The 23,960-nt window shown below is 48.0% G+C and carries 27 protein-coding genes and 1 tRNA gene; 26 read left to right on the top strand and 2 right to left on the bottom strand.

All coding sequences use genetic code 11. From position 1 onward, the window contains the following. Positions 1-250 precede the first annotated feature (250 nt). The 19 genes from pduA (at position 251) to C805_RS23640 (ending at position 15,605) form a co-directional block, all read left to right on the top strand. The gene (gene pduA / locus C805_RS23550; protein ID WP_016216557.1) at positions 251-529 is read left to right on the top strand and encodes a propanediol utilization microcompartment protein PduA; all 279 of its coding nucleotides are present in this window, start codon (positions 251-253) and stop codon (positions 527-529) included. Between the two features lie 79 nt (positions 530-608). After that, entirely contained in the window at positions 609-1,418 is an 810-nt protein-coding gene (pduB, locus tag C805_RS23555) for a propanediol utilization microcompartment protein PduB (protein WP_016216558.1), read from the top strand. A gap of 20 nt (positions 1,419-1,438) precedes the next feature. Next, entirely contained in the window at positions 1,439-3,100 is a 1,662-nt protein-coding gene (locus tag C805_RS23560; RefSeq protein WP_016216559.1) for a propanediol/glycerol family dehydratase large subunit, read from the top strand. Positions 3,101-3,118: 18 nt separating this feature from the next. Next, on the top strand, positions 3,119-3,790 hold the full coding sequence (locus C805_RS23565) for a propanediol/glycerol family dehydratase medium subunit (RefSeq protein WP_016216560.1): 672 nt from the start codon (positions 3,119-3,121) through the stop codon (positions 3,788-3,790). A gap of 14 nt (positions 3,791-3,804) precedes the next feature. Next, complete coding sequence (locus tag C805_RS23570) at positions 3,805-4,314, top strand: diol dehydratase small subunit (RefSeq protein WP_016216561.1); 510 nt, start codon at positions 3,805-3,807, stop codon at positions 4,312-4,314. A gap of 27 nt (positions 4,315-4,341) precedes the next feature. Continuing rightward, positions 4,342-6,168 (top strand): diol dehydratase reactivase subunit alpha, encoded by a 1,827-nt coding sequence (locus C805_RS23575; protein ID WP_016216562.1) that lies wholly within the window; start codon positions 4,342-4,344, stop codon positions 6,166-6,168. After that, entirely contained in the window at positions 6,165-6,527 is a 363-nt protein-coding gene (locus C805_RS23580; RefSeq protein WP_016216563.1) for a glycerol dehydratase reactivase beta/small subunit family protein, read from the top strand. The genes C805_RS23575 and C805_RS23580 overlap by 4 nt, the downstream gene beginning before the upstream one ends. Positions 6,528-6,531: 4 nt before the next feature. Beyond that, entirely contained in the window at positions 6,532-7,335 is an 804-nt protein-coding gene (locus tag C805_RS27430; RefSeq protein ID WP_016216564.1) for a BMC domain-containing protein, read from the top strand. 21 nt (positions 7,336-7,356) lie between these two features. Further along, complete coding sequence (locus C805_RS23590) at positions 7,357-7,632, top strand: BMC domain-containing protein (protein ID WP_016216565.1); 276 nt, start codon at positions 7,357-7,359, stop codon at positions 7,630-7,632. 15 nt (positions 7,633-7,647) lie between these two features. After that, on the top strand, positions 7,648-8,298 hold the full coding sequence (gene pduL, locus C805_RS23595; RefSeq protein WP_016216566.1) for a phosphate propanoyltransferase: 651 nt from the start codon (positions 7,648-7,650) through the stop codon (positions 8,296-8,298). 20 nt (positions 8,299-8,318) lie between these two features. Next, a complete protein-coding gene (gene eutJ, locus C805_RS23600; RefSeq protein ID WP_016216567.1) occupies positions 8,319-9,146 on the top strand; it encodes an ethanolamine utilization protein EutJ in 828 nt (275 codons plus the stop codon). A 4-nt stretch (positions 9,147-9,150) separates the two neighbouring features. Beyond that, positions 9,151-9,999, top strand: coding sequence for a flavoprotein (locus C805_RS23605; RefSeq protein WP_242832711.1), 849 nt, complete (start codon positions 9,151-9,153; stop codon positions 9,997-9,999). A 13-nt stretch (positions 10,000-10,012) separates the two neighbouring features. Beyond that, positions 10,013-10,279: a EutN/CcmL family microcompartment protein gene (locus tag C805_RS23610; RefSeq protein WP_016216569.1), complete on the top strand. Its 267-nt coding sequence runs from the start codon at positions 10,013-10,015 to the stop codon at positions 10,277-10,279. Further along, positions 10,279-11,262 carry a cob(I)yrinic acid a,c-diamide adenosyltransferase gene (locus C805_RS23615; RefSeq protein ID WP_016216570.1) on the top strand — a complete coding sequence of 328 codons (984 nt, stop codon included), beginning with the start codon at positions 10,279-10,281 and terminating at the stop codon, positions 11,260-11,262. Before C805_RS23610 ends, C805_RS23615 begins: the two co-directional genes overlap by 1 nt. Before the next feature lie 12 nt (positions 11,263-11,274). Next, positions 11,275-12,690 carry an aldehyde dehydrogenase family protein gene (locus tag C805_RS23620; protein ID WP_016216571.1) on the top strand — a complete coding sequence of 472 codons (1,416 nt, stop codon included), beginning with the start codon at positions 11,275-11,277 and terminating at the stop codon, positions 12,688-12,690. Between the two features lie 16 nt (positions 12,691-12,706). Beyond that, positions 12,707-14,032 carry an SLBB domain-containing protein gene (locus C805_RS23625; protein ID WP_016216572.1) on the top strand — a complete coding sequence of 442 codons (1,326 nt, stop codon included), beginning with the start codon at positions 12,707-12,709 and terminating at the stop codon, positions 14,030-14,032. A 57-nt stretch (positions 14,033-14,089) separates the two neighbouring features. Next, a complete protein-coding gene (locus tag C805_RS23630) occupies positions 14,090-14,638 on the top strand; it encodes a BMC domain-containing protein (protein ID WP_016216573.1) in 549 nt (182 codons plus the stop codon). A gap of 83 nt (positions 14,639-14,721) precedes the next feature. Next, positions 14,722-15,102, top strand: coding sequence for a BMC domain-containing protein (locus C805_RS23635; protein WP_155957681.1), 381 nt, complete (start codon positions 14,722-14,724; stop codon positions 15,100-15,102). Further along, positions 15,099-15,605, top strand: coding sequence for a EutP/PduV family microcompartment system protein (locus C805_RS23640; RefSeq protein ID WP_016216575.1), 507 nt, complete (start codon positions 15,099-15,101; stop codon positions 15,603-15,605). Before C805_RS23635 ends, C805_RS23640 begins: the two co-directional genes overlap by 4 nt. Before the next feature lie 180 nt (positions 15,606-15,785). Here C805_RS23640 and C805_RS23645 read toward each other — a convergent pair whose 3' ends face one another. Next, positions 15,786-16,742, bottom strand: coding sequence for a CorA family divalent cation transporter (locus C805_RS23645; protein ID WP_016216576.1), 957 nt, complete (start codon positions 16,740-16,742; stop codon positions 15,786-15,788). Between the two features lie 477 nt (positions 16,743-17,219). On the opposite strand from C805_RS23645, the gene C805_RS23650 reads away from it, so the two are divergent. The 7 genes from C805_RS23650 to C805_RS23680 all read left to right on the top strand — a co-directional run bounded on the left by C805_RS23650 (position 17,220) and on the right by C805_RS23680 (position 23,370). Beyond that, positions 17,220-17,699 (top strand): DUF2975 domain-containing protein, encoded by a 480-nt coding sequence (locus C805_RS23650; protein ID WP_016216577.1) that lies wholly within the window; start codon positions 17,220-17,222, stop codon positions 17,697-17,699. Positions 17,700-17,740: 41 nt separating this feature from the next. Continuing rightward, positions 17,741-17,956, top strand: coding sequence for a helix-turn-helix domain-containing protein (locus C805_RS23655; protein ID WP_016216578.1), 216 nt, complete (start codon positions 17,741-17,743; stop codon positions 17,954-17,956). After that, positions 17,946-19,595, top strand: a complete 1,650-nt coding sequence (locus C805_RS23660) for a DUF4153 domain-containing protein (protein WP_016216579.1) — start codon at positions 17,946-17,948, stop codon at positions 19,593-19,595. Before C805_RS23655 ends, C805_RS23660 begins: the two co-directional genes overlap by 11 nt. Positions 19,596-19,635: 40 nt before the next feature. Further along, positions 19,636-20,481, top strand: a complete 846-nt coding sequence (locus tag C805_RS23665) for a fumarate hydratase (protein ID WP_016216580.1) — start codon at positions 19,636-19,638, stop codon at positions 20,479-20,481. A 96-nt stretch (positions 20,482-20,577) separates the two neighbouring features. Then, complete coding sequence (locus C805_RS23670; protein ID WP_031201776.1) at positions 20,578-21,222, top strand: fumarate hydratase C-terminal domain-containing protein; 645 nt, start codon at positions 20,578-20,580, stop codon at positions 21,220-21,222. Positions 21,223-21,500: 278 nt separating this feature from the next. Further along, positions 21,501-23,171 (top strand): methyl-accepting chemotaxis protein, encoded by a 1,671-nt coding sequence (locus tag C805_RS23675; protein WP_016216582.1) that lies wholly within the window; start codon positions 21,501-21,503, stop codon positions 23,169-23,171. A 111-nt stretch (positions 23,172-23,282) separates the two neighbouring features. Further along, positions 23,283-23,370, top strand: a tRNA-Ser gene (locus C805_RS23680). A 151-nt stretch (positions 23,371-23,521) separates the two neighbouring features. On the opposite strand, the gene C805_RS26875 is transcribed toward C805_RS23680, so the two are convergent. Further along, positions 23,522-23,960: hypothetical protein (locus C805_RS26875; RefSeq protein WP_016216583.1), on the bottom strand; the 439-nt coding region annotated here is incomplete at its 5' end.

The raw sequence follows: 23,960 nt of genomic DNA on the forward strand, positions 1-23,960 counted from the left end.
GTGATGAAGGAAAAATTAATTGTGCAAATTAAACAAAACATCAGACAAAAAATTCTCTGATTAGGACAAGAAAGTACAAGCAGGATTTTAGTATAATAGGAAATAGCAACAAATTAACCAATCATGTGGGTATGCCGCAATTTATTTCAGAAAAATACAGGAATCCAGGACGCGAATTATAACAGACAGTTCATGGAAATACGGAAATTGACGGATACGCGCAAAACTTACAAAACAAGGAGGAATCAAAATGCAAAGAGAAGCCCTTGGTATGGTGGAGACAAAAGGTCTGGTCGGCGCTATTGAGGCTGCTGACGCAATGGTTAAATCTGCAAATGTGGCTCTGGTTGGCTATGAGAAAATCGGGTCCGGTCTGGTTACCGTTATGGTCCGCGGGGATGTAGGTGCAGTGAAAGCATCCGTAGACGCCGGCTCCATCGCTGCTGAAAAAGTCGGAACGGTTGTCTCCTGTCACGTAATCCCAAGACCGCATACAGATGTGGAGAAGATCCTTCCGAATATGGAATGATTTTCGGGATTTCCGGAGAAACCCACCACCTTTATGAGAACGCTGTGAAAGCAAAAAAATTAATTTGGAGGGAAAACACATGGATGAACTGAACAACAACATCGTAGAAGAAGTTATGAAAAGGCTGGGCGCCGTTGCTTCTCCTGCAGAGGAGAAATGCTGCGAAGCTCCTGCAGCTGCTTCACCGGAATGCAACCTGACAGAGTATGTTGGCACAACAATGGGCCATACAATCGGACTGGTTATCGCAAACGTTGACCATCAGGTTCATGAAGCACTTAAAATTGATCCTAAATATCGTGCTATCGGCATCATCAGTGACCGCGTAGGTGCAGGTCCGCAGATTTTTGCAGCTGATGAGGCAGTAAAAGCAACAAACAGTGAATGTCTTCTGGTAGAGTGTCCCCGTGACACAGAAGGCGGTGCAGGACACGGTTCCCTGATTATTTTCGGAGCTGAAGATGTATCGGATGCCCGTCGTGCAGTAGAAGTCTGCCTGCGCGAGATTCCGCGTACAATGGGCGATGTTTACGGTAACAGTGCAGGACATCTGGAGTTCCAGTACAGTGCCCGCGCTTCTTATGTATTAAATAAAGTATGGGGTGCACCTCTTGGCAAGGCTTTTGGTATTACCGTAGGTGCTCCGGCAGGTATCGGTGTGGTTCTGGCAGATGCGGCTTCCAAGGCTGCAACCATTGATGCTATCACCATCGCAACACCTGGCAATGGCGGAACCAGCTTCTCCAACGAAGTAAACTACTTCTTCTCCGGTGATTCCGGTGCGGTGAAGCAGGCGATTATTGCAGCTCGTGACGTAGGACTTCAGTTACTGAAGAGCCTGGCGCCGGATGAGGAGCTGAAATCAACCACTACCCCTTACATTCTTTAATCAGGAAGGAGCTGTAAGCTATGAAATCAAAACGTTTTGAAGTGTTGGCGAACCGCCCGGTAAATCAGGACGGTTACGTCAAGGAGTGGCCTGAGGTTGGTCTGATTGCAATGAACAGCCCCTTCGATCCGACTCCGAGCATCAAGATTGAAAACGGGCGCGTAACAGAGCTGGACGGTAAGTGCCGCGCTGATTTTGATATGTTGGATACCTTTATTGCAGACCATGCAATTCGTCTGGAGAATGCAGAAAAGGCAATGGCCCTGGATTCACTTGAAATTGCACGTAAAATTATAGATATTAATGTTTCCCGTAAGGAAATTCTGGATATTACACTTTCCATTACTCCTGCAAAACTTACTGAGGTTGTAGGAAAAATGACAATTGTGGAAATCATGATGGGTATGACAAAGATGCGTGCCCGCCTGATGCCTGCAAACCAGTGTCATGTTACCAACGTTAAGGATAATCCTGTTCAGATTGCTGCTGACGCTGCAGAAGCCGGCGTACGTGGTTTTGCTGAAATGGAAACAACAGTTGGTATTGCACGTTATGCTCCGTTTAATGCAATTGCAATTATGGTAGGCGCTCAGGTAGGACGTCCCGGAGTTATGACACAGTGTGCGCTGGAAGAAGCTACAGAGTTAATGCTTGGTATGCGTGGTTTCACCACTTATGCTGAAACAATTTCCGTATATGGTACCGAGCCGGTATTCATGGACGGTGACGATACTCCTTACTCTAAAGCATTCCTGGCAAGCTGCTATGCAAGCCGCGGCCTGAAAATGCGTTTCACCTCCGGAACAGGTTCCGAAGTTCAGATGGGTTATGCTGAAGGCAAATCCATGCTGTATCTGGAAGCTCGCTGCCTGGCAGTTACCAAGGGCGCAGGTGTCCAGGGAACACAGAATGGTTCCGTATCATGCGTGGGCGTACCGGCAGGCGTACCGGGCGGTATCCGTGCAATCGCTGCTGAGAACCTGATTGCAATGCTTTTGGATCTTGAATCCACCACTTCCAATGACCAGACCTTTACTCATTCAGATCTGCGTCGTGTGGCCCGCAGCGTACCTCAGTTCTTCTCCGGCACCGATTACATATGCTCTGGTTATTCTGCAACACCGAACTACGACAATATGTTCGCAGGCTCCAACTGGGATGCAGAAGACTATGATGACTGGAATATTATCCAGCGCGATATGAAGATTGACGGTGGTTTACAGCCTGTACGTGAAGAGGACGTTATCAAAGCCCGCAATAAAGCGGCTCGTGCACTTCAGGGTCTGTTCCGTGAACTGGGTCTGCCGCCAATTACTGATGCGGAAGTGGAAGCAGCAACTTATGCAAATGGTTCCAATGACATGCCGGATCGTAATGTAAATGAAGACCTGAAAGCTATTGAAGATATGATGGCACGTAATGTAACGGGTGTTGATTTTGTGAAAGCTCTTGACAAATCAGGATTCCCGGATGTGGCACAGAATATTTACAACATGCTTCGTCAGAAGGTTGCAGGTGATTATCTCCACACAGCTTCAATTTTCGGAGACAATTTCCATGTATTGTCTGCTGTCAATGCGCCGAATGATTATCATGGACCGATGACTGGCTACCAGATCAGCGAAGAGAGATGGAAACAGATCAGCGATATTCCGAATGCTATTCGGCCGGAAGACATTTAAGAAGGAGGTGTGAGAGATATGACTTTTGACGAAAAAACACTGCGTAGCGTCATTGAAGAAGTAATTAAGGAAATGGCCAGCCCGTCAGCACCTGCAGCAGCAGCGCCTGCAGCATCTGCACCTGTAAGTCTGCCCGCAGCCGGCAAGATGACTCTGACCGAGCAGGGTGACGCACCAAAGGGCGTGGCTCCCGATGAAGTTGTTATCGGTCTGGCACCGGCTTTTGGTATTTATCAGACCGAGACCATTATTCATCAGCCTCACGACAAAGTGCTTCGTGAGATTATTGCCGGAATTGAGGAAGAAGGATTAAAATGGCGTGTGGTTCGCGTATACCGCACATCTGATGTTTCCTTTATCGCTCACGATGCAGCTGAATATTCAGGTTCAGGCATCGGTATCGGCATTCAGTCCAAGGGTACTACGGTAATCCATCAGAAGGATCTTCCGCCCCTCAGCAACCTGGAGCTGTTTTCACAGGCTCCTCTGATTGAAATGGAAACATTCCGCCAGATTGGTAAGAATGCTGCCAAATATGCGAAAGGTGAGGCTCCTACGCCGGTACCGGTTCGCAATGACCAGATGGCACGTCCTACTTATCAGGCGATTGCAGCATTACTGCATATTAAAGAAACGGAACATGTTGACAACGATAAGCGACCTCAGGCTGTCGCAGTTTCATTCCAGTGAAAGGAGGCATAATCATGGATCAGGAACTCTTAATGAAACAGATTGTAGAACAGGTTATGCAGGCCATGAACAACGGTGGGTCCCCATCAGCTCCTGCTGCCTCTGCCGGCGGCAAAATTACATCTGAGAATTACCCTCTGGCTGAAAATATGGCCGATAAAATCAAAACGCCTACTGGCAAACCTTTCACTTCCCTGAGTTATGATAAGGTAATTTCCGGTGAAGTTACAGCAGATGATATGCGTATTTCCCCGGAAACTCTTGAAATGCAGGCACAGGTGGCAGAATCCGTAAACCGCGAAGCATTTGCAGGAAATCTGCGTCGCGCGGCTGAACTGATTGCTGTACCGGATGACCGTCTGCTGGAGATTTATAATGCATTACGTCCTTATCGTTCAAGTAAACAGGATTTGATTGATATCGCCAACGAGCTGGACCAGAAATATGGTGCAAAAACAGCGGCTTCTCTCGTTCGCGAGGCTGCTGATGTTTACGAACAGCGCGGCAGATTAAAGAAATTCTGAGATTCTGCAAAGTTGGGAGGTTCCACTATGAAAATTGTTGCAGGCATTGATATTGGTAATGCGACAACAGAAACGGCTCTGGCAAGGATTGACGGAAATCGGACGGAGTTTCTGGCCAGCGGCACAGTACCCACAACAGGTATCAAGGGAACCCGGCAGAACATCAATGGCGTCGTCCATTCCCTGACCAGCGCCATGGAAAAGGCTGGCGTTGAGATAACAGAGCTCTCGGAGGTATGTCTGAACGAAGCAGCTCCGGTTATCGGTGACGTAGCTATGGAAACCATCACAGAGACCATTATTACAGAATCTACCATGATTGGACATAATCCCTCCACACCCGGCGGTATGGGCGTCGGTGTGGGGGAGACCATCCTGCTTACTCAGCTTGCTTCTGCGCCAGGCGGGAAAGATTATATCGTGGTAGTGCCTGCCAGTGTGGACTTTGAGGATGCCGCAAGGCTGATTAACGAAGGCTCTGTGGGAACACGGCAGGTAACCGCAGCTATTGTTCAGCGGGATGACGGCGTGCTGATTCACAATCGTCTGCACCGTAAGATACCTATTGTAGATGAAGTGGCTCTGGTGGATAAAGTTCCCCTGGGTATGCGCTCTGCAGTGGAAGTCTCCGGTGTGGGCGGTGTGGTGGAGGTACTCTCCAATCCATATGGGATTGCAACGCTTTTTGGATTGTCTTCGGAAGAGACGCAGCAGGTGGTTCCCATAGCCCGTGCATTAATCGGAAACCGTTCTGCTGTGGTAATTAAAACTCCTGCAGGTGATGTCAGAGAGCGGAAAATCCCGGCAGGCCTCATTGAATTCTACGGTCAGAATCGGACGGTAAAAGTGGATGTGGATGCAGGAGGCGAAAAAATCATGCAGGCTGTGGAATCCCTTCCTGCCCTGGAAGATGTCCGGGGAGAACCGGGAACGAACGCAGGCGGCATGCTTGAAAAAGTCCGTCAGGTTATGGCGAACCTCACAAAGCAGCATCCAAAGGATATCCACATTCAGGATTTGCTGGCAGTAGATACATTTACACCTCAGAAAGTCCAGGGCGGCCTGGCCAATGAGTTTTCACAGGAAAACGCTGTGGGTATTGCCGCTATGGTTAAGGCGGATCGTCTCCAGATGGAGGCAATCGCCAGAGAATTTTCAGAGCAGATTAACATTCCGGTCAAGGTTGGAGGCGTGGAAGCCGATATGGCTATCCGCGGGGCTCTGACAACGCCGGGTACCAACAAACCTCTGGCAATTCTGGATATGGGTGCAGGTTCAACCGATGCATCAATTATCAATCGAGAAGGAGAAATCCACTCCATCCATCTGGCAGGCGCAGGTAACATGGTAACACTTCTGATTCAGTCGGAGATGGGACTGGACAGTTTTGATACCGCTGAGGATGTAAAAAAATACCCTCTGGCCAAAGTGGAAAGTTTTTTCCATATCCGGCATGAAAACGGAACAGTTGAGTTCTTTACGGAACCGTTGAGCCCTGATATTTTTGCCAGGACAATTATCCTGAAAGAAGGTAAGATGATTCCGCTGGAAGGCGACTGGTCCATGGAGAAAATCCGGCTTATTCGCCGCCAGGCCAAACAAAAGGTATTTGTAACAAATGCTCTGCGTGCACTGGCAAGAGTCAGTCCTACCGGTAATGTGCGTGACATTCAGTTTGTTGTACTGGTGGGTGGTTCTGCATTGGATTTTGAAGTGCCGCAAATGGTTACAGATGCCCTGTCACAGTATAAGGTTGTGGCAGGCCGCGGTAATATCCGTGGGACAGAAGGCCCCCGTAACGCGGTGGCAACGGGGCTGGTACTTTCCCTGACGGAGAGGGGGGAGCCTGTATGAATGCTTCCCAGATAGCAATGACAAAACCTACCGTTCATGTGCTGTGCAGTCCGGATGTTCCGGAAAAGGCTTTCTGGCAGTTACTCTATGGAATGGAGGAAGAAGGCATTCCCTGTGAAACCTGGACGAAAATGGAAGGGGATGCTCTTTCAATGGCATGGGAAGGTGCACAGGCCTCCCGTCTGGGCGTGGGTGTCGGAATGGATGGACAGGATGCAGTTCTGCATGTATCCAAATTTGATTTCGGCCAGCCGCTGTTCAGGATTCCGGTTCGATCTGCGGGACAGGTACGCATCCTGGGAGCAAATGCAGCACGGTTGGTAAAGAAGTTACCGTTAAAGCCTTTGGAAGGGAGGTGAGGGCATGAAGAAAAGTTTGGGGCTCATAGAAACACAGGGGCTGGCTGCCGGTATTGAAGCGGCAGATGCAGCAGTGAAATCAGCTAATGTGGAGCTGATTGGTTATGAGCTGACAAAAGGCGGAGGCTGGACGACCATTAAGGTTCAGGGTGATGTGGGTGCAGTGAAAGCTGCAGTAGACGCAGCCCGGATGGCAGCCGCTAAAATAAATCAGGTAATAAGTACGCGTGTGATTCCCCGTCCCTCTGCCGGACTTGATATGCTGGTATACAGTCCGGATACGGTCGGGGGTGCACAGAGGCCAGAGGGGCCGGATATGCCGAAGCCTCCCAAACCGCCAAAGGGCTCAAAGAAGGTGAAAGAAGAACTGCCGAAGGAGCCGGAGGAACAGGAGACAGAGCAGTCAGTCCCGGTGCCGGATCAGGCAGAAGAAATAAAAGAGCCGGAAGAAACTCCTGTACAGGATGCACCTGTGGAGAATATTGAGGAATTTAAGCCGGAAAGCACAGAAATGCCGGAAGAAAAGTCAGAGCAGGAAGCGCCTGCGGAAAATACTGAGGAATCAGAGCCGGAGAGTGCAGACGCACCGGAAGAAAAGTCAGAGCAGGAAGCGCCTGCGGAAAATACTGAGGAATCAGAGCCGGAGAGCACAGACGCACCGGAGGAGAAACCTCAGGACGCAGAAAATTCTGAAACAGAAGATTCCCCGGAACCTCAGGAACCTGTAGTTCCGAAACCGACCAGAAAGGCAGCCCAGAAAGGGCGTAAGGGAGGAAAACGAGGCAGCAAACAGGAGACGACAGAATAAGACAGATTGGAGGTTATCGTTATGGGTGAAGCTCTTGGCATGATTGAAACAAAAGGTCTTGTTGGAGCCATTGAAGCAGCCGACGCCATGACAAAGTCAGCAAATGTAACGCTGATTGGTTATGAAAAGATTGGTTCAGGTCTTGTGACCGTTATGGTTCGCGGCGACGTGGGCGCAGTAAAAGCGTCTGTGGATGCAGGTGCTGCTGCCGCTGAAAAAGTAGGCGAGATTGTATCACAGCACGTTATTCCGCGTCCGAATACAGATGTGGAAAGAATCCTTCCGAAGGATCTTTGAGAGGAGGGATAAGCCGTGGAGAAAAGCCAATACGCACAGGAAGAATTCCTGCGCCTTTTAGTGCGGCTTGTGGTGGAGGAACTGTGCAAATGGGAGCGCTCTGTTCCCATCGGCGTTTCTAACCGCCATATTCATCTGAACCGGACGGATATGAATACACTGTTTGGAGAAGGCAGTGATCTGACGCAGGTAAAAGAACTGGGACAGCCGGGTCAGTACGCTGCTGCAGAGACAGTGACCAGCCAGGGTTCAAAAGGTGAATTGAAGCGTATGCGTGTACTTGGCCCTCTGCGCGGAGAATCTCAGGTGGAAATTTCCATCGGCGACGGTTTTGCCCTTGGTGTACACCCTCCTGTCCGGGAATCCGGACAGCTTGAGGGGACACCGGGCGTAAAAGTAGTCGGCCCATGTGGAGAAGTGGAGATGAAGAGAGGCGTTATCGCCGCTCTTCGTCATGTCCATCTTGATCCTGCGACTGCGGAACGTATGGGAGTACACGACAAACAGATTGTTCGGGCGGAAATAGGCGGTCTGCGCGGCGCAGTGCTGAATAATGTATTGATTCGCGTGTCTGACAAATTTGCCCCTGAAATGCACATTGACGTGGAGGAGGCCAATGCCCTGGGAGTGAAAAACGGTGACCGGGCATATATTCTTCCGGATTAAAGGCAGTGGAGGAAGTGCATATGGGTTGCGATATAACGCAGTGCAATGAGACACTGCTTGAATTTGAGAATCTGATAGAAAACGGCGAGAAAAAAGAATGGAAGGGCACTCTGCGTACCGGCGTGGACCTGGGCACTGCGAATATTGTACTGGCAGTTGTGGACGAGGAAAACCGGCCGGTGGCGGGTGCCACTTTCCCATCAACTGTAGTTCGGGACGGTATTGTAGTGGATTATGTGGGAGCTGTCCAGGCTGTGACCAGACTGAAAGGTCAGCTGGAGGAGCTGCTGGGTGAGACACTGGATGCAGGCTCCTGTGCAATTCCGCCGGGAATTCTGGAAGGTAATGTAAAAGCCATTGGCAATGTGGTAGAGTCAGCCGGATTTCGGCTGACTGAAATTGTAGATGAGCCTACGGCAGCCGCAGCTGTGCTGGGTATTACGGACGGTGCAGTGGTGGATGTGGGAGGCGGAACTACGGGAATCAGCATCCTGGAGAATGGGAAAGTCATTTATACAACAGATGAGCCTACGGGAGGCACTCACATGACTCTGGTGCTGGCAGGATTTTACGGATGCAGCACTCAGGAAGCTGAGCTGATGAAACGTGACAAAGCTCAGGAGGCAAACGTATTTCCCGTAATAAAACCGGTAGTGGAAAAAATGGCCGCAATCGTCAAACGGAGTCTGGAAAAGTATCCTGTGGATACGGTCTATGTAGCAGGCGGCGCATGCTGCTTTACTCAGTTTGAGGAAGTTTTTGAAAAATATCTCGGCACACCTGTGGTGAAACCGGCGGCGCCGCTGCTGGTCACACCTCTTGGTATTGCCATGAACTGTACCAGATAAGGGGGTGAGGACGTTGACTGAGCAGGAACAACGTGTCCATGAAATTGTAACCCAGGTGCTTGCAGAACGGGTGATACAAAAACTTGTGGAACGCCAGAAACAGGCGCTGGTAGTCTATACCGGATCAAATATGGGCCTGGAACCTGGTCTGGAGAGTCTGCGGAAGCTGCGCCTGGAGGAAGGCTTTACCTACCGTGTACTGCTGACGAGAAGTGCAGCCGAAATACTGGATACTTCGGCAATCTGCTCCGCTCTGGAACCGGAGGAATTCTGGGTGGAAAAACCCGGAGATTCGCCGGAGGCTCTGACTGCCCGATATGATACGATCCTGGTTCCTGCTATGACGGTGAACACCGCAGCCCATGTGGCTGCATGTATGGCGGATACCCCGGCCGCCGCTATTATTCTGGATGGGCTGATGCGCGGGAAAAATGTGATAGTGGCTGCAGACGGCTGCTGTCCCGATAACCCGGAACGTGTGCGGCGGGGATTCCGCATGACAGAAGCCCTCAAAGAAAAGATGCGGGAGAACAGAGATGCCCTGAAGAATTTTGGCGCATTGCTGACAACTTCGGAGCATTTGCGGGAGACAGCTCAGAAAGCTGTCATGAGTTTTGTTCCCGTTCCTGCTGCCGGAAAGCCGGCGCCGAACATGCAGGCAGAAAACAGGACAAAGGCGGGGATGAACGCAGGAAAGTTCCGGGCGGCGTTAGAAGGACGTGTGTTTAGTGTAAATCACATAAAGTCCTGTCCGGATCATGCTGTAATCGTCGTTCCAAAACGGACAATCATCACCCAGCTGGCGTCGGATGAAGCCCGCAGAAGGGGCATCCGTATAGAGATTGAATCATGAGGCAGGTGGAATAATGTATCTGGGAAGAGTAATTGGAACTGTAGTTTCTACCAGTAAAAACGAGAATCTGATAGGCATGAAGCTGTTGATGGTTGAAAAACTTACGGAACGTCTGGAACGGGAAGGCTCAACTGAAATTGCTGTGGATTCCGTAGGAGCTGGTACCGGAGAAATTGTAATTGTTTGTAAGGGCAGTTCAGCCCGTTATGTTTTTGGTGATGGATCGGCTCCGGTGGATACATCCATCGTGGGTATCGTAGACTCTGTGGAGGTGAGCTGATGGCGAATTTGTATACGAAGACCGGAGATAAAGGTCAGACCAGTCTGGTAGGCGGATCCAGGGTCAGCAAATCTGATCTTCAGGTTGAGTGTTACGGCACCATAGATGAGGCAAATTCCATGCTGGGTCTGGCCCGTTCCAATACAGACCAGGAGTATATCCGGACCACCATATACACAATTCAGGGAAGACTGTTTTCCCTGGGAGCAGAACTGGCCAGCGACGGAAAAGGAGCTTCCGGACTGAAAGAGGTAATTTCAGAAGAGGATGTGGCTTTTCTGGAACATGTGGTAGATACATGTACGGAGACTACCGGGAAAATGACACATTTTGTGATTCCCGGTGTGGATACGGCATCATCTGCCCTCCATGTGGCCCGGACCATTGTGCGGCGCGCAGAGCGGCGTATGGTGGAACTGTCAGGAAGCTCCCCCGTGCGTGAGGTACTGATGCGCTACGTCAACCGTTTATCCGATGCTGTTTACGCCATGGCCCGTCTTCAGGAAGAGACGGTGAGCCGGATGCAGATGAAAGAAAAAGTGGCTGATGTGGTGAAAGATGTACTGGCAAAGTATACGGGCAGTCTTCCTCCTGTTTCTCTGGAGGTTCTTGAACGTATGGCAGAGAGAGCCAGAGAAAAATCACGGATGCTTGGCGTTCCGGTGGTTTTTTCCGCTGTTGATAACGGAGGAAACCTGCTGCTGCTTGAACGGATGGAAGGTGCGCTGCCGGGCAGCGTGGAAGTGTCAGCCGGCAAAGCGTATACTGCAAATGCTTTTCATATGCCTACCCACGAACTGGGACAGGCGGCAAGGCCTGACGGCCCCCTCTACGGGATTGAAAATGCCGCACCCGGGAAAATTATCCTGTTTGGAGGAGGTTTCCCCTATATAGTGGACGGTCAGGTTGTGGGAGGTATCGGTGTATCCGGCGGAACGGTAGAGCAGGATATGGAGATTGCACGTTATGCAATGTCTGTTTAAGGAGGGAAAGCAATGAATATTGATGAACGCGTAGTAGCGAGCATAGTAAATGCGGTCTTAGGACGACTGGATGACGTTTCCAGTCCGGCTGCAGAAGCAGGCGGCGGAAACTGGGGCATCTTTGAAAGCATGAATGACGCGGTAGAGGCTGCTGCTGCTGCGCAGAAGAAATACATAAACTGCACAATGCATGACAGAGCGGCTTATGTACAGGCTATCCGCGATGTGGTGCTTAAGCAGGAAAATCTGGAATATATTTCCCGCCAGTCTGCAGAAGAGACCGGAATGGGGAATTATGAGCATAAATTAATTAAAAACCGGCTTGCAGCTACAAAAACGCCGGGAACAGAAGATCTGACCACAGATGCCATGTCAGGCGATGATGGTCTTACGTTGGTAGAGTATTCTCCCTTTGGGGTAATTGGGGCAATTACACCCACCACAAACCCCACCGAGACAATTATCTGTAATTCCATCGGAATGCTGGCGGCAGGAAACAGCGTGGTATTCAGCCCCCATCCAAGGGCAAAAAATGTTTCCCTGCATCTGATTCGGCTGATTAACCGTGCACTGGCTGAAGCTGGCGCGCCGGCCAATCTTGTGGTTACCGTATCACAGCCTTCCATTGAGAATACAAATGCCATGATGAGCCATCCCATGGTGCGGATGCTGGTGGCAACGGGTGGTCCTGGTATTGTAAAAACTGTACTTTCCAGTGGTAAAAAGGCTATCGGTGCAGGCGCAGGTAATCCTCCCGTAGTGGTGGATGAGACTGCCAACATTGAGAAAGCAGGAAAAGATATTATTGATGGCTGCTGTTTCGATAACAATCTGCCCTGTATCGCAGAAAAAGAAGTCATTGTAGTGGACTCTGCGGCAGATTATCTGATTTTCAACATGAAGAAAAACGGCGCTTATGAAGTGAAAGATCCGGAAATTATCGACAGGATTGTCAAACTGGTGGTTCAGGAGAACGGAAAGAGTCCGGTGACGTCTTTCGTGGGCAAGAGCGCAAAATATATTCTGGAGCAGGCGGGTGTTCATGTAGATGACGATGTGAGAGTTATCATAGCTCAGACCGGAGAGGATCATCCTTTCGTACAGGTAGAGCTGATGATGCCCATTCTGCCCATTGTGCGGGTACCGGATGTGGATGCCGGTATTGAAATGGCTGTCCGTGTGGAACATGGCAATCGCCATACAGCCATGATGCATTCCCGCAACGTGGATAAGCTGACGAAAATGGCAAAACTTATCCAGACAACAATTTTTGTTAAAAACGGCCCTTCTTATGCCGGAATCGGCGTGGGCGGTGAAGGTTATACAACATTTACCATTGCCGGACCTACCGGAGAGGGACTTACTTCAGCCAAATCCTTTGCCCGGAGGCGCAGATGCGTACTGGTCGGAGGAATGGATGTGCGCTGATTAGGGAGGTGCTCCTATGCAGGAAAATTTAACAGCTTTGGTGGAAAGCGCCGGTATTGTCGGTGCAGGAGGCGCAGGGTTCCCCACCCATGTAAAGCTGAATGCCAAAGCGGATACCGTAATTATCAACGGGGCTGAGTGTGAGCCGCTCCTGCGGGTAGATCAGCAGCTTATGGCAGGCCAGGCAAAAAGACTGCTGGCTGCTTTAGACAGGATTGTTGCACATTTGGGGGCAGAAGAAGGCGTTGTTGCGTTGAAGGAGCATTATCATACTGCAGCTGAAGCATTGCAGCGTGAACTGGCAGATTATCCGAAACTGCGGCTTCATCTGCTGGGAGCTTTTTACCCGGCAGGTGATGAACAGGTTATTGTTTACGAGGTTACGGGGAGAGTGGTACCTGAAGGAGGAATTCCCATAAATGTGGGCGTTGTGGTAACTAACGTGGAAACTGCCCTGAATGTGCTGGATGCTGTGGACGGCCACCCGGTTACTGAAAAATATGTGACTCTGACAGGTGCTGTCCGTACACCAAAAACCGTCAGGGTTCCGTTGGGTATTACCGTGGCAGAAGCCCTGGAACTGGCAGGAGGACCTGTTGTGGAAGATTACCGCGTTGTAAACGGCGGACCCATGATGGGACGTATTGTTTTACCGGAAAGTGCAATCACAAAGACCACAAAAGGACTGATTGTGGTTCCGGCAGGCCATCCTCTTCTGAACAGCCTGGAGCGTCCGCTGGGTGTTTCACTGCGGCAGGCGGCAACTGCATGCATGCAGTGTTCCCTTTGCTCCGAAGTCTGTCCAAGAGGACTGCTGGGACATCGTATTCAGCCCCATAAGCTGATGCGGATTGCGGCCTATGGAAGTATGTGCGATCCGGCCCAGACTCCTATGAACGCTTATCTCTGTTGTGGCTGCCGTCTGTGCGAGTACGCCTGTGTAATGGGACTTCAGCCCTGGAAGCTGAACGGCAATCTTAAAGACATTCTGGGTAAACAGGGTATCCGCAACACGCTGAACAACAAGCCGGACCGGGGCGCACCTTTCCGGGAGTACAAACGATATCCGGTTCACAAGCTCATCCATCAGCTCGGACTTTCATCTTATGATGTGGATGCACCCATGGATGAAACTGCAGCGCCTGTTTTCGGAAAAGTTACGCTGCCTCTTCGTCAGAACGTAGGTGCGCCGGCAGAGCCGGTGGTACAGGCAGGAAGCAAAGTGGAAAAAGGTGATTTGATTGCCCGTATTCCGGAAGGTAAGCTGGGAGCAAATCTTCATGCCAGCATATCGGGTACGGTAACGGATGTCAGCAATGACAGTATTGTGATTCAGGCGTAAGAGATAGATTTTGCTGTCAGTCTGTGAGGCTGACAGCAGGTGAGAAAGGATATGCGTATGGGAAAGTCAATTGGATTATTGGAGCTGAAAAGCATTCCTGCAGGCGTACAGTCTGCAGATGAAATGCTTAAGGCTGCGGACGTGGAGCTGTTGGTGGCTACTGCTATCTGCCCTGGAAAATATATTATTATTATCAGCGGACAGGTAGGGGCGGTAAAGAGCTCTATGGAAAAGGGCAGGCAGATTGCGGGGACTTTCCTTATCTGCCATCATATCATCAATAATGTCCATGCATCTGTACCGTCAGCTCTGGTGGGCACAGTTGATGTAGAACATGTGACAGCCCTGGGGATGCTGGAAACAATGTCAGCACTGACTGCAGTACGGGCGGCAGATATTGCTGCAAAAGCATCCAACATTACCCTTATGGAAGTTCGGGTAGCCAGAGGTCTGGGAGGAAAAGGATATCTGATTTTTACAGGTGAGATTTCTGCTGTAAAATCGGCGCTGAATTCCTGTGTCACTCAGCTGGCGGATGCAGGCGATATCACCAGCAGCTGTGTCATTCCTTCGCCCCATAAAGGCCTGCTTGAAAAACTGATATGATACAGTAATATGGCGTTATGTTTTCCAGGGTAATCCATCCGGTTACCGGAAGATGAAAGAAAAGGAGTGAGTTGGCAATGGATATGAATCTTTTGGATATTGGCGCGTCTGCGGAGGGCAAGCTGCGTATTATTCAGGAAACAGTTCCCGGTAAACAGGTCACACTGGCACATATTATTGCCAGTCCTGGCGAAATTATCTACCAGAAGCTGGGCTTGAACCCGGAGCTGGATTATAAGCAGTCGGCAATTGGAATTTTAAGTATGTGTCCATCTGAAATATCCGTAATTGCCGGCGACATCGCACTGAAAACCTCTTCGATTGAGATTGGCTTTATCGACCGTTTTAGCGGAACGCTGATTTTTACAGGACGAATTTCCAATGTCCAGTCTGCCGTTTCCAATATTCTGGCCTATCTGAAAAATCGTTTGGGCTTTACAGTCTGTGAGATTACAAGAACATGAAAAAAATAATTTTAATGGGCCGCAGCGAATGTGGAAAAACCACACTGACACAGGCCCTGAAAGGTGATGTGATTTCTTATCACAAAACCCAGTATATCAATCATTATGATGTGGTGATTGATACACCGGGAGAATATGCAGAAACGTCCACACTGGCCCGTGCTCTGGCGCTGTATTCCTATGAGGCGGATGTGGTAGGCCTTCTGCTGAATGCGGCAGAGCCCTATTCCCTCTATCCGCCCTGCTGTGCAGCTGCCTGTAACCGCCCGGTAATCGGGATTGTCACTCAGATTGACCGGGAAGACGGCAATCCGGACCGGGCTCATCACTGGCTTGAGATGGCCGGCTGCAGACCGGTATTCCGTGTCAGTTCCTATACGGGCGAAGGAATCTGGCAGGTTCTCAATTATCTTCGGGAACCGGGAGATGTGCTTCCCTGGGATTCAGAAGAAGACGCCGACCGGCCGCGGACAGTTATTTCCAATAAATTTGGAAAAATATAATATCATCCCCAGGAACTGTCAGACAGTCAGAAGGATAAAAATATCATAATAAAAACGAAAAACAGGGCCGGAAATCCGTTGTAAGATTTCCGGCCTTCATTTCTGCCAGTTTATTCCAGAGGTTAAATGTATATTTAACTTCCGGGGTAATTGTATCATATTCCTGAGAAAAAGAGATGGTTAAGATTCTGCAGAATCTTTATCAGGATCTTTCGGGCTTTCAGAATTTTTCTGCCGGTCTTCCAGAGAATAAGAACCATCAGCAGATTTGTCTTCCAGAGAATCAGAAAGAATATGGCCGTCATGATGAGACGTAAGACGGCGGCTGCCGTCAGAACGATAATAAACAGCAGCTCCCGCTGTCAGACCCCCAATCAGAACACCTCCTGCAATACCAATAACCGGACTGACAGCCAGCAGACTTCCAAACATGAAATTCAGTGCCACAGCCCCCAGAGAAACCAGTGTAAGAAGTCGTGTGTTGCGGTTGATGTTGTTGTTGATGATAGAAGTATAAGTGTCCAGATCCTTGATAATAGTATTCTTGTTTAACTCATAGCGTTCCTCTAAAAACCGGAAATCCAACGCTACCTGCCCCTGAAGTACATAGCTGTTCTGCATCTGAATGGGATAATAGCCTTTGTCAATGCGGGCAATGATTTCTTTCAGGGCAATAATCTGATTACCGTATTCTGTATAGCGGCGGCGGAAGTCCAGAATCTGGTAAGTGCCGCTGTTGTCAATGCTATTGTCCAGGGAATCTTCCAGAGCTCTCATTTCCTTCAGGCTGTATTCAATCAGTTCTGCCAGATTGGCAATTTTAAACAGAAGAGCATACATGTAAGCCTGCCCCACATATTTAATGTTCTTATCTGCCAGAAAAGTCTGAAACAGGCCTTCAGAAGATTCCTCCAGAACCAGATTTGTACCCTCCTGGCGGAGACGGAGATCGTTCAGTAAATTTTCCTCCCCGTAATTGAGTTCCAGAGTCAGAGAAGTCTCATCTCCGAAAATACGCTGATGCAGAACCGGCTCTTTTACAGGAGCAGAAAAAATGCAATAGGAACTGTCCGCAATGCCCGCCCCTTCCGGATGGCGGCCTCTGCCCATGGATTGAAGAAAGGTGTAATTTTCCATATAAATGCCTCGTTATGGGAGCCTGGCATATACCTCCCATTTCTTTTCTAAATGCTGTTAAAATGCATACTCAGTGTTGTAAAAATCATACCATATTTTTATGTGATTGTCCATATACCCCCGGAGTGCCATCAGGCCTTTTTGTACAGGGTCTGCCCCAGCGAAGCGGGGGGACTCGCACAGGAGGTAAAATATTGCTGCGCAATTGTGCTAAAACGCCATACGTCCAGCATACTGCGTATGCTCTGATGTACCGCAAATGGCGCAGTAAACCGTCCAGGCCCCTCATGAGTGAGGGGGCAGGGGAGCTGAAGCGGACCTGTCCGATTTGTCCCCCCCGATTTAAATAAAATTACAATATAAATTTATTGTAATTCGATAAAAATATATTGACATATTCAAAATTATCCTGTATTCTGATTATAAAATAACGTTTCAGGAAACAGAAAGAATTTACAGGAACAGGGAGGGAACAGAATGACTCAGACAAATTTGAGCAAATGGTTAAAAGGAATTATCGGTGGAATTGGTGTATGCGGCGCAGTAATTTACGGTTATCTGATTCCTCTTTTCGGGAAAGAGATGGTTCGGCTGAATCCGGAATTTTCCTTCTGTTATGTCCCCTGGCTGACAGTTATCCGGATTTCAGCAGTTCCCTGCTTTCTTATTTTGTATTTTGGATGGAAAATTTCCACGGAAATCGGCAGGGACAATTCCTTTTCCGAGGAAAATGCCAGATATCTGAAATATATTTCCGGGCTGGCACTGACTGACAGCGGATATTTTTTTCTGGCAAATCTGGTGCTGCTGCTGTTGAATATGAATCATCCGGGAATCTTTCTGGCTTCCCTTATGGTAGAATTTGCCGGAACTGCGGTAGCGGTGGCAGCGGCTGTCCTTTCCCATCTGGTACAGAAAGCGGCGGATATTCAGAAAGAAAATGAACTGACAATTTAGAAGAAAAGGAACCGGGCAGTGGAAACCGGAAGGGAGGATACATGGCGATTATTATCAATATAGACGTAATGCTTGCCAGACGGAAAATGAGTGTGACAGAGCTTTCCGGGAAAGTGGGAATTACCATGGCAAACATTTCAATTCTGAAAAATGGAAAAGCAAAAGCAATTAAAGTGGATACTCTGGATAAAATCTGCAGAGCCCTGGACTGTCAGCCAGGTGATATTCTGGAATGGAGGGACGAAGATGAGCAGTGAATACAATGACAGGTCAAAACAGGAGAACATACCCGAAAACCTGCTGTCAGCAGAGGAACAGAAGCCTGTAAATCATGCTGAGCCGGAAGAAGCGGTAATGGATAATCATGCCCTGGTACAGGAAGTGAAACCGGTAAATCCGATTATGAAAGAAAATGTCCCCTATTTTACCGGGCTGGCTCTGATTTACAGCCTGTGTTTTGCAGTGGCTTTTTATCGGAATTTTATGGGAATTACCTATCCCCTGATAACAGCTGTGACTCTGGCAGTCTGCATATTATTTTTGCGGAAAAATCAGATTCCCTGGCAGAAATCCAACTGGTGGTATGTGGGCGGAAGTATTCTGCTGGGCGTCAGCACAGTTTTCACTGCAAATGAATTCGTGATATTTTTCAACACGGTGGGTATTCTTCTTCTGATTACCGTATTTATGATACGTCAGTTTTATCAGGATGAAAACTGGAGCTTTGGACAGTATCTCTGTAATATTCTGTTTCTGTATCTCTGTATGATACCGGAGGCTGCAAGCCCTTTTATACATGGAGGAACATATCTGGAAAGAAACAGAAAAACAGAGAAAAAAAGAAAGAATAGCAGATACATTTTACTTGGAATTATAATAGGAATTCCCATGCTTCTGGCAGTAACAGGGCTTTTGAGCAGTGCAGACCAGATATTTTCCCGGCTTGTGGGAGAACTGTTCCATAATCTGTGGGGCCAGATTTTGTTTTCGCCGAATCTGTGCCTGGTACTGATACTGATTATTCTGGGATTTTTTGGAATTTACTGTTTTTTATCGGCTCTGACTCTGAATAATATGCCGGAATGGAAACAGGAAAAGAAAAAGAAAAATCCGGTGACAGCCATTACGTTTCTGTCCATGGTCACAGCGGTATATCTGGTTTTTTGCATCATACAGGTGATGTTTCTGTTTACTGGCGGAAAACTGCTGCCGGAAGGCTATACCTATGCAGAATACGCACATCAGGGATTTTTCCAGCTGCTGCTGGTATGCTTTTTTAATCTGGTACTGGTGTTTGTGTGTCTGTCTGTGTTTCAGAGAAACCGGTTTCTGAATCTGCTTTTGATGGTGTTTTCCGGCTGTACCTGTGTTATGACAGTCTCCAGCGGATTCCGGATACTGCTGTATATTTCCGTATATCACCTGAGTTTTCTGCGGATACTTGTACTTTGGTTTCTGGCGGTACTGCTGGTTCTGATGGCAGGAGTAATGGTCAGTATCCGAAAAGAAAATTTCAGGCTGTTTCGGTACTGCACAGTGGTTGTTACCGTATGTTATCTGATTTTTTCTTTCGGAAGAGTGGAACATCTGATTGCCTCTTATAATATATCCAGGATGGGTGAAACCATCAGTTACGGGGATATTGTTTATCTTTCACATCTGTCTGCAGACGCAGTTCCAGCTCTGAGCCAGTGTCAGGTTGAACATGAAAACTGCAGTCAGGCATACGAAAGGGATTATGATACAGGATGCAGAAGATGCAGGCTGGAGCAGCGGTTTCAGGAAATTCTGGGCTCCACAGCAGACATGAATTTTCGAACCTTTCATTTTTCAAAATACAGAGCATTAAAAGCCGCAGAAAAATATTTACAGATTGGCCTGCATCCGGTATTATAAAAACAGATGCCGTTCACGTTAATTTGGAAGGAGAAACATCATGATTCGAACAGTTTCAGCCGAAGAAATTACAACTAATATCAGAGAAATGTGCATAGAGGCCAATTATTATCTCTCCGGTGATATGAAGGATGCGCTGAATCAGGCAGCAGAACAGGAACAGGCGCTTTTGGGCAGAAAAATTCTGAATCAGCTTCAGGAAAATCTGAAAATTGCCGGGGAAGAGATGATTCCCATCTGTCAGGATACGGGTATGGCTGTGGTATTTGTGGAACTGGGGCAGGATGTTCATGTGGAAGGCGGGCTGTTGGAAGACGCTGTCAACGAAGGAGTGCGCCAGGGATATCTGGAAGGATTTCTGAGAAAATCCGTAGTGGGGGATCCGATTATTCGTGAAAATACCGGAGATAATACGCCGGCAGTGATTCATTATCAGATTACAGCGGGAGATAAAGTAAAACTTACACTGGCTCCAAAGGGGTTTGGCAGCGAAAATATGAGCCGGGTCTTCATGCTGAAGCCTGCAGATGGTATTGAAGGAGTAAAAGACGCTGTGCTGACCGCGGTAAAGGACGCCGGGCCCAATGCCTGTCCGCCCATGGTAGTAGGAGTGGGAATAGGAGGAACCTTTGAAAAATGTGCGGTTCTTGCCAAAAAAGCCCTTACCAGGCCGGTAAATGAGTGTTCAGAAGTACCCTGGGTGAAAGAGCTGGAAACAGAACTTCTGGAAAAGATCAACTGTCTTGGAATCGGGCCGGGAGGGCTGGGAGGGACCACCACAGCTTTTGCGGTGAATATCAATACCTGGCCCACACATATTGCGGGGCTTCCTGTAGCAGTTAATATCTGCTGCCATGTGAACCGTCATGTGGTTCGGGAACTGTAAATGCCGAAAGGCAGCAATTATGCAGAAAGGTTGGCTTTAAGGCGCGGGCAGCATGCAATGCGCCGGAAAATATTTTCCAAAAGCCTGGTGAGAAAAATGGATCAGTATATTACAATGCCTGTTACCGCAGAAATCGCAGACAATCTTCATGCCGGGGATTATGTTTATCTCAGCGGAACCCTCTACGTGGCCAGAGATGCCGCTCATAAACGACTGGTGGAGCTGTTGGAGCAGACAGAAAAAGAGTATTATGAACAACTGGCCGGCGCAGGCGGAAACAGACAGAATCTGACAGAGCCAGAACAGGAGGAGCTTGCAGGAAAACTGAGAGAAGCCCTTCCTTTTCCCATTGAGAATGCAACAGTTTATTATATGGGGCCTTCTCCTGCACGGGATGGACGCCCGATTGGTTCTGCGGGACCTACCACAGCAAGCCGCATGGATAAATATGCCCCGCGCCTGTTGGATTTGGGCCAGAAAGCCATGATTGGAAAAGGAAAACGTACCCAGGAGGTAAAAGAAGCTGTTATGCGCAACCATGGAGTTTATTTTGCAGCAGTGGGTGGCGCAGGCGCCCTTCTTTCAAAATGTATCCGAAAATCAGAAACAGTGTGCTATGAAGATCTGGGTGCAGAAGCTGTTTTAAAGCTGGAAGTGGAAAATTTTCCAGTGATTGTGGTAATTGACAGCGAAGGAAACAATCTCTACGATTCAGCAGCCGGAGAATATGAAAAAAAGTAAATCCTGCATTGCAGGATTCTTTTTTATCTTATAGGAAAGACCTTGTCCCGCTAAAGCGTGAAAGTGTTTTCCTGTAAGATAAAAATAATTATGCGCATAGCGCTTTCTTTTTTATACATAATATATAAAAACATCAGGGATATGAGAAAAAGTATAGTTAAACTTGACGTATTATCCATAATAAAGTAATATATGATTGTGGAAGTTTCTGAGTTTCACCAGGAAGTAAGGGGATTTTCAGGAAATCCTGAACTTTACAGAGGGAAAGAGGAAATGTTATGGAAAAAAACAGTCAGTCATATCAGTTAAAGAAAATAGTCAGTCAGTCGATTATAGCAGTTGCAGTGGGAGCAGTGTTGCTTTTACTTTCCCTGGGAACCAATTTATGGATGGGGAAAGTAACGGATGAAGAACTTGAAACGACTACTTATCTGAATCAGTATCGCCTGGGCTCCAAGACACTGACATATGCGGTGCAGGCATATGCTTCTACCGGGGCACAGAAATATTATGATGCCTATATGAAGGAACTGAACGAAGATAAAAACCGCGATATTGCCTGGGCAGGGCTGAAGAAAAATCATATTACGGATAAAGAGTGGAAAACCATGAATCAGATTGCAGAGTTTTCTGACGGTCTGGTTCCGCTGGAAGAAGAAGCCATGGCTTCGGCAGGAAAGGGAGATATTGAGTCTGCCAGAAATTACGTGTTCGGAGAAGAATACGGGAATACCACCGAACAGATTAACGATCTTACAGATACGGTGATAACACAGATTCAGACACGGATAAATAATTCTAAAATAAAACTGAGAGTTTTTCAGGTTGGGGTAGAAATTTTATTTGCTCTGTCTTTTCTGTACCTGATTTTTCAGATTGTAAAAATTGTGAAATTTTCCAGAGAGAAGCTGTTATCTCCTATTATAAAAGTATCAGAACAGATGATGATACTGGCAGAAGGAAATTTTCATGAGGATTTTGAAATAGAAGAAGATGAAAGCGAAGTAGGAAGAATGGCCGGCGCCATTATACATATGAAGGGAAGCATCACAGGTATGATCCGGGAAATTTCTGATATCCTGGAAAATATGGGAGACGGCAATTATAATTTTGAGATTCATCAGGAATATGTGGGTGAATACGGTCAGATTAAAGAGTCCTTCCTGAAAATCAGTGAAAAAATGCGGGAAACTCTGGGAACCATTCGGGAAGTTTCCATGCAGATTGACAGCGGCTCCGAGCAGTTGTCCTGTGCTGCAGTGGATCTGGCAGAAGGAAGTATGGAGCAGGCCGGAAAAGTCTCTGATCTGGTAGGCCTGATGAACGATATGTATCAGAGTATGGAAAACAGTGCGTCCGAGGCGGCAAAAACTGTGGAAATTTCCACCCGTGCGGGCCGGGTACTGGAAGCAGGTAATACAAAGATGCAGAATTTAAAGGAAGCCATCAGTGAAATCAGCAGTTGTTCAGAAGAAATTGGTAAAATTATCAGTACCATTGAAGATATTGCCTCTCAGACGAATCTTCTTTCCTTAAATGCGGCCATAGAAGCTGCACGGGCGGGAGAAGCCGGCAAAGGATTTGCCATTGTGGCAGACCAGGTGAAAAACCTGGCGGATGAATCTGCCAAAGCAGCAGGTGAGACAGATAAGCTGATTGAGAGGACGGTGCTGGCAGTAGACAGAGGTATAGCCATTGCCGATGAAACAGTTGTCAGCATGGATGAGGTAATGGTGGGAGCCAGAGAAGCCACCGGAAAAATGGGAAAAATGTCAGAGATTCTCACCGGTGATGTGAGGAATATGCATCAGATTAATGAAAGTGTGATGCGTATTGCTGAAATTGTGGACAGTAATTCGGCTGCTTCTCAGGAAACAGCGGCGGTTAGTCAGGAACAGAAAGCACAGGTGGAAACCATGGTGGGCCTGATGGACAAATTTAATGTCTGAAATGTTTTTAATAAAAATTCAAAAATACCCTTGACAAATGTAATTTTATTTAGTAGAATAGGCAATGCGTTATGACGCAGGTGACAATTTTACAGCGAAAAATGTCAGTTCGGAGAAATACTCAAGAGGCCGAAGAGGTGCCCCTGCTAAGGGTATAGGTCGGGTGACCGGCGCGAGGGTTCGAATCCCTCTTTCTCCGTTCCATATTTTGGACAATCCCTTTTGCACAGGCAAAAGGGATTGCATTTCTGAGAATTGTTGCTTTTTCTGAAAAGTTTTCATTTCGGAAAGCCAGTCAGAAAAAAATAAAAAAAGATGAAAAAAGTCATTGACAGACAGGCGAAGATGTGCTAAGATATAGAAGTTGTCGCCTGAGGGAGATGACAGAGGGAACCTTGATAACTGAACAGTGAAATAACCTTGAAAGATTCAGAGAGTTTCTGTCTGGGAACAGACAGGAAGCCATCGGAAGATGGCGGATATTCAAGAAGAACAGCATTCGATAAAAAGATGCGACCTAAAACAGTAAAGAAAGCCAGATAAGAGCGGAGGCCTCGGGAAAGAGGAAGAAGCAGGACTGGCCGGAACGAACTTATGATGAGAGTTTGATCCTGGCTCAGGATGAACGCTGGCGGCGTGCTTAACACATGCAAGTCGAACGAAGCATGGCGTTGGAAATTTTTCGGAATGGAAGATGCCATGACTGAGTGGCGGACGGGTGAGTAACGCGTGGGCAACCTGCCCCACACAGGGGGATAACAGCCGGAAACGGCTGCTAATACCGCATAA

The sequence above is a fragment of the Eubacterium sp. 14-2 genome (assembly GCF_000403845.2).
In the GTDB taxonomy this organism is placed as follows: domain Bacteria; phylum Bacillota; class Clostridia; order Lachnospirales; family Lachnospiraceae; genus Petralouisia.

Excerpts from the sequence above, each read along its gene's own strand:
- pduA (WP_016216557.1), top strand. The coding sequence starts at position 251 with ATGCAAAGAGAAGCCCTTGGTATGGTGGAGACAAAAGGTCTGGTCGGC.
- pduB (WP_016216558.1), top strand. The coding sequence starts at position 609 with ATGGATGAACTGAACAACAACATCGTAGAAGAAGTTATGAAAAGGCTG.
- C805_RS23560 (WP_016216559.1), top strand. The coding sequence starts at position 1,439 with ATGAAATCAAAACGTTTTGAAGTGTTGGCGAACCGCCCGGTAAATCAG.
- C805_RS23565 (WP_016216560.1), top strand. The coding sequence starts at position 3,119 with ATGACTTTTGACGAAAAAACACTGCGTAGCGTCATTGAAGAAGTAATT.
- C805_RS23570 (WP_016216561.1), top strand. The coding sequence starts at position 3,805 with ATGGATCAGGAACTCTTAATGAAACAGATTGTAGAACAGGTTATGCAG.
- C805_RS23575 (WP_016216562.1), top strand. The coding sequence starts at position 4,342 with ATGAAAATTGTTGCAGGCATTGATATTGGTAATGCGACAACAGAAACG.
- C805_RS23580 (WP_016216563.1), top strand. The coding sequence starts at position 6,165 with ATGAATGCTTCCCAGATAGCAATGACAAAACCTACCGTTCATGTGCTG.
- C805_RS27430 (WP_016216564.1), top strand. The coding sequence starts at position 6,532 with ATGAAGAAAAGTTTGGGGCTCATAGAAACACAGGGGCTGGCTGCCGGT.
- C805_RS23590 (WP_016216565.1), top strand. The coding sequence starts at position 7,357 with ATGGGTGAAGCTCTTGGCATGATTGAAACAAAAGGTCTTGTTGGAGCC.
- eutJ (WP_016216567.1), top strand. The coding sequence starts at position 8,319 with ATGGGTTGCGATATAACGCAGTGCAATGAGACACTGCTTGAATTTGAG.
- C805_RS23610 (WP_016216569.1), top strand. The coding sequence starts at position 10,013 with ATGTATCTGGGAAGAGTAATTGGAACTGTAGTTTCTACCAGTAAAAAC.
- C805_RS23615 (WP_016216570.1), top strand. The coding sequence starts at position 10,279 with ATGGCGAATTTGTATACGAAGACCGGAGATAAAGGTCAGACCAGTCTG.
- C805_RS23620 (WP_016216571.1), top strand. The coding sequence starts at position 11,275 with ATGAATATTGATGAACGCGTAGTAGCGAGCATAGTAAATGCGGTCTTA.
- C805_RS23625 (WP_016216572.1), top strand. The coding sequence starts at position 12,707 with ATGCAGGAAAATTTAACAGCTTTGGTGGAAAGCGCCGGTATTGTCGGT.
- C805_RS23630 (WP_016216573.1), top strand. The coding sequence starts at position 14,090 with ATGGGAAAGTCAATTGGATTATTGGAGCTGAAAAGCATTCCTGCAGGC.
- C805_RS23635 (WP_155957681.1), top strand. The coding sequence starts at position 14,722 with ATGAATCTTTTGGATATTGGCGCGTCTGCGGAGGGCAAGCTGCGTATT.
- C805_RS23640 (WP_016216575.1), top strand. The coding sequence starts at position 15,099 with ATGAAAAAAATAATTTTAATGGGCCGCAGCGAATGTGGAAAAACCACA.
- C805_RS23645 (WP_016216576.1), bottom strand. The coding sequence starts at position 16,742 with ATGGAAAATTACACCTTTCTTCAATCCATGGGCAGAGGCCGCCATCCG.
- C805_RS23650 (WP_016216577.1), top strand. The coding sequence starts at position 17,220 with ATGACTCAGACAAATTTGAGCAAATGGTTAAAAGGAATTATCGGTGGA.
- C805_RS23655 (WP_016216578.1), top strand. The coding sequence starts at position 17,741 with ATGGCGATTATTATCAATATAGACGTAATGCTTGCCAGACGGAAAATG.
- C805_RS23660 (WP_016216579.1), top strand. The coding sequence starts at position 17,946 with ATGAGCAGTGAATACAATGACAGGTCAAAACAGGAGAACATACCCGAA.
- C805_RS23665 (WP_016216580.1), top strand. The coding sequence starts at position 19,636 with ATGATTCGAACAGTTTCAGCCGAAGAAATTACAACTAATATCAGAGAA.
- C805_RS23670 (WP_031201776.1), top strand. The coding sequence starts at position 20,578 with ATGGATCAGTATATTACAATGCCTGTTACCGCAGAAATCGCAGACAAT.
- C805_RS23675 (WP_016216582.1), top strand. The coding sequence starts at position 21,501 with ATGGAAAAAAACAGTCAGTCATATCAGTTAAAGAAAATAGTCAGTCAG.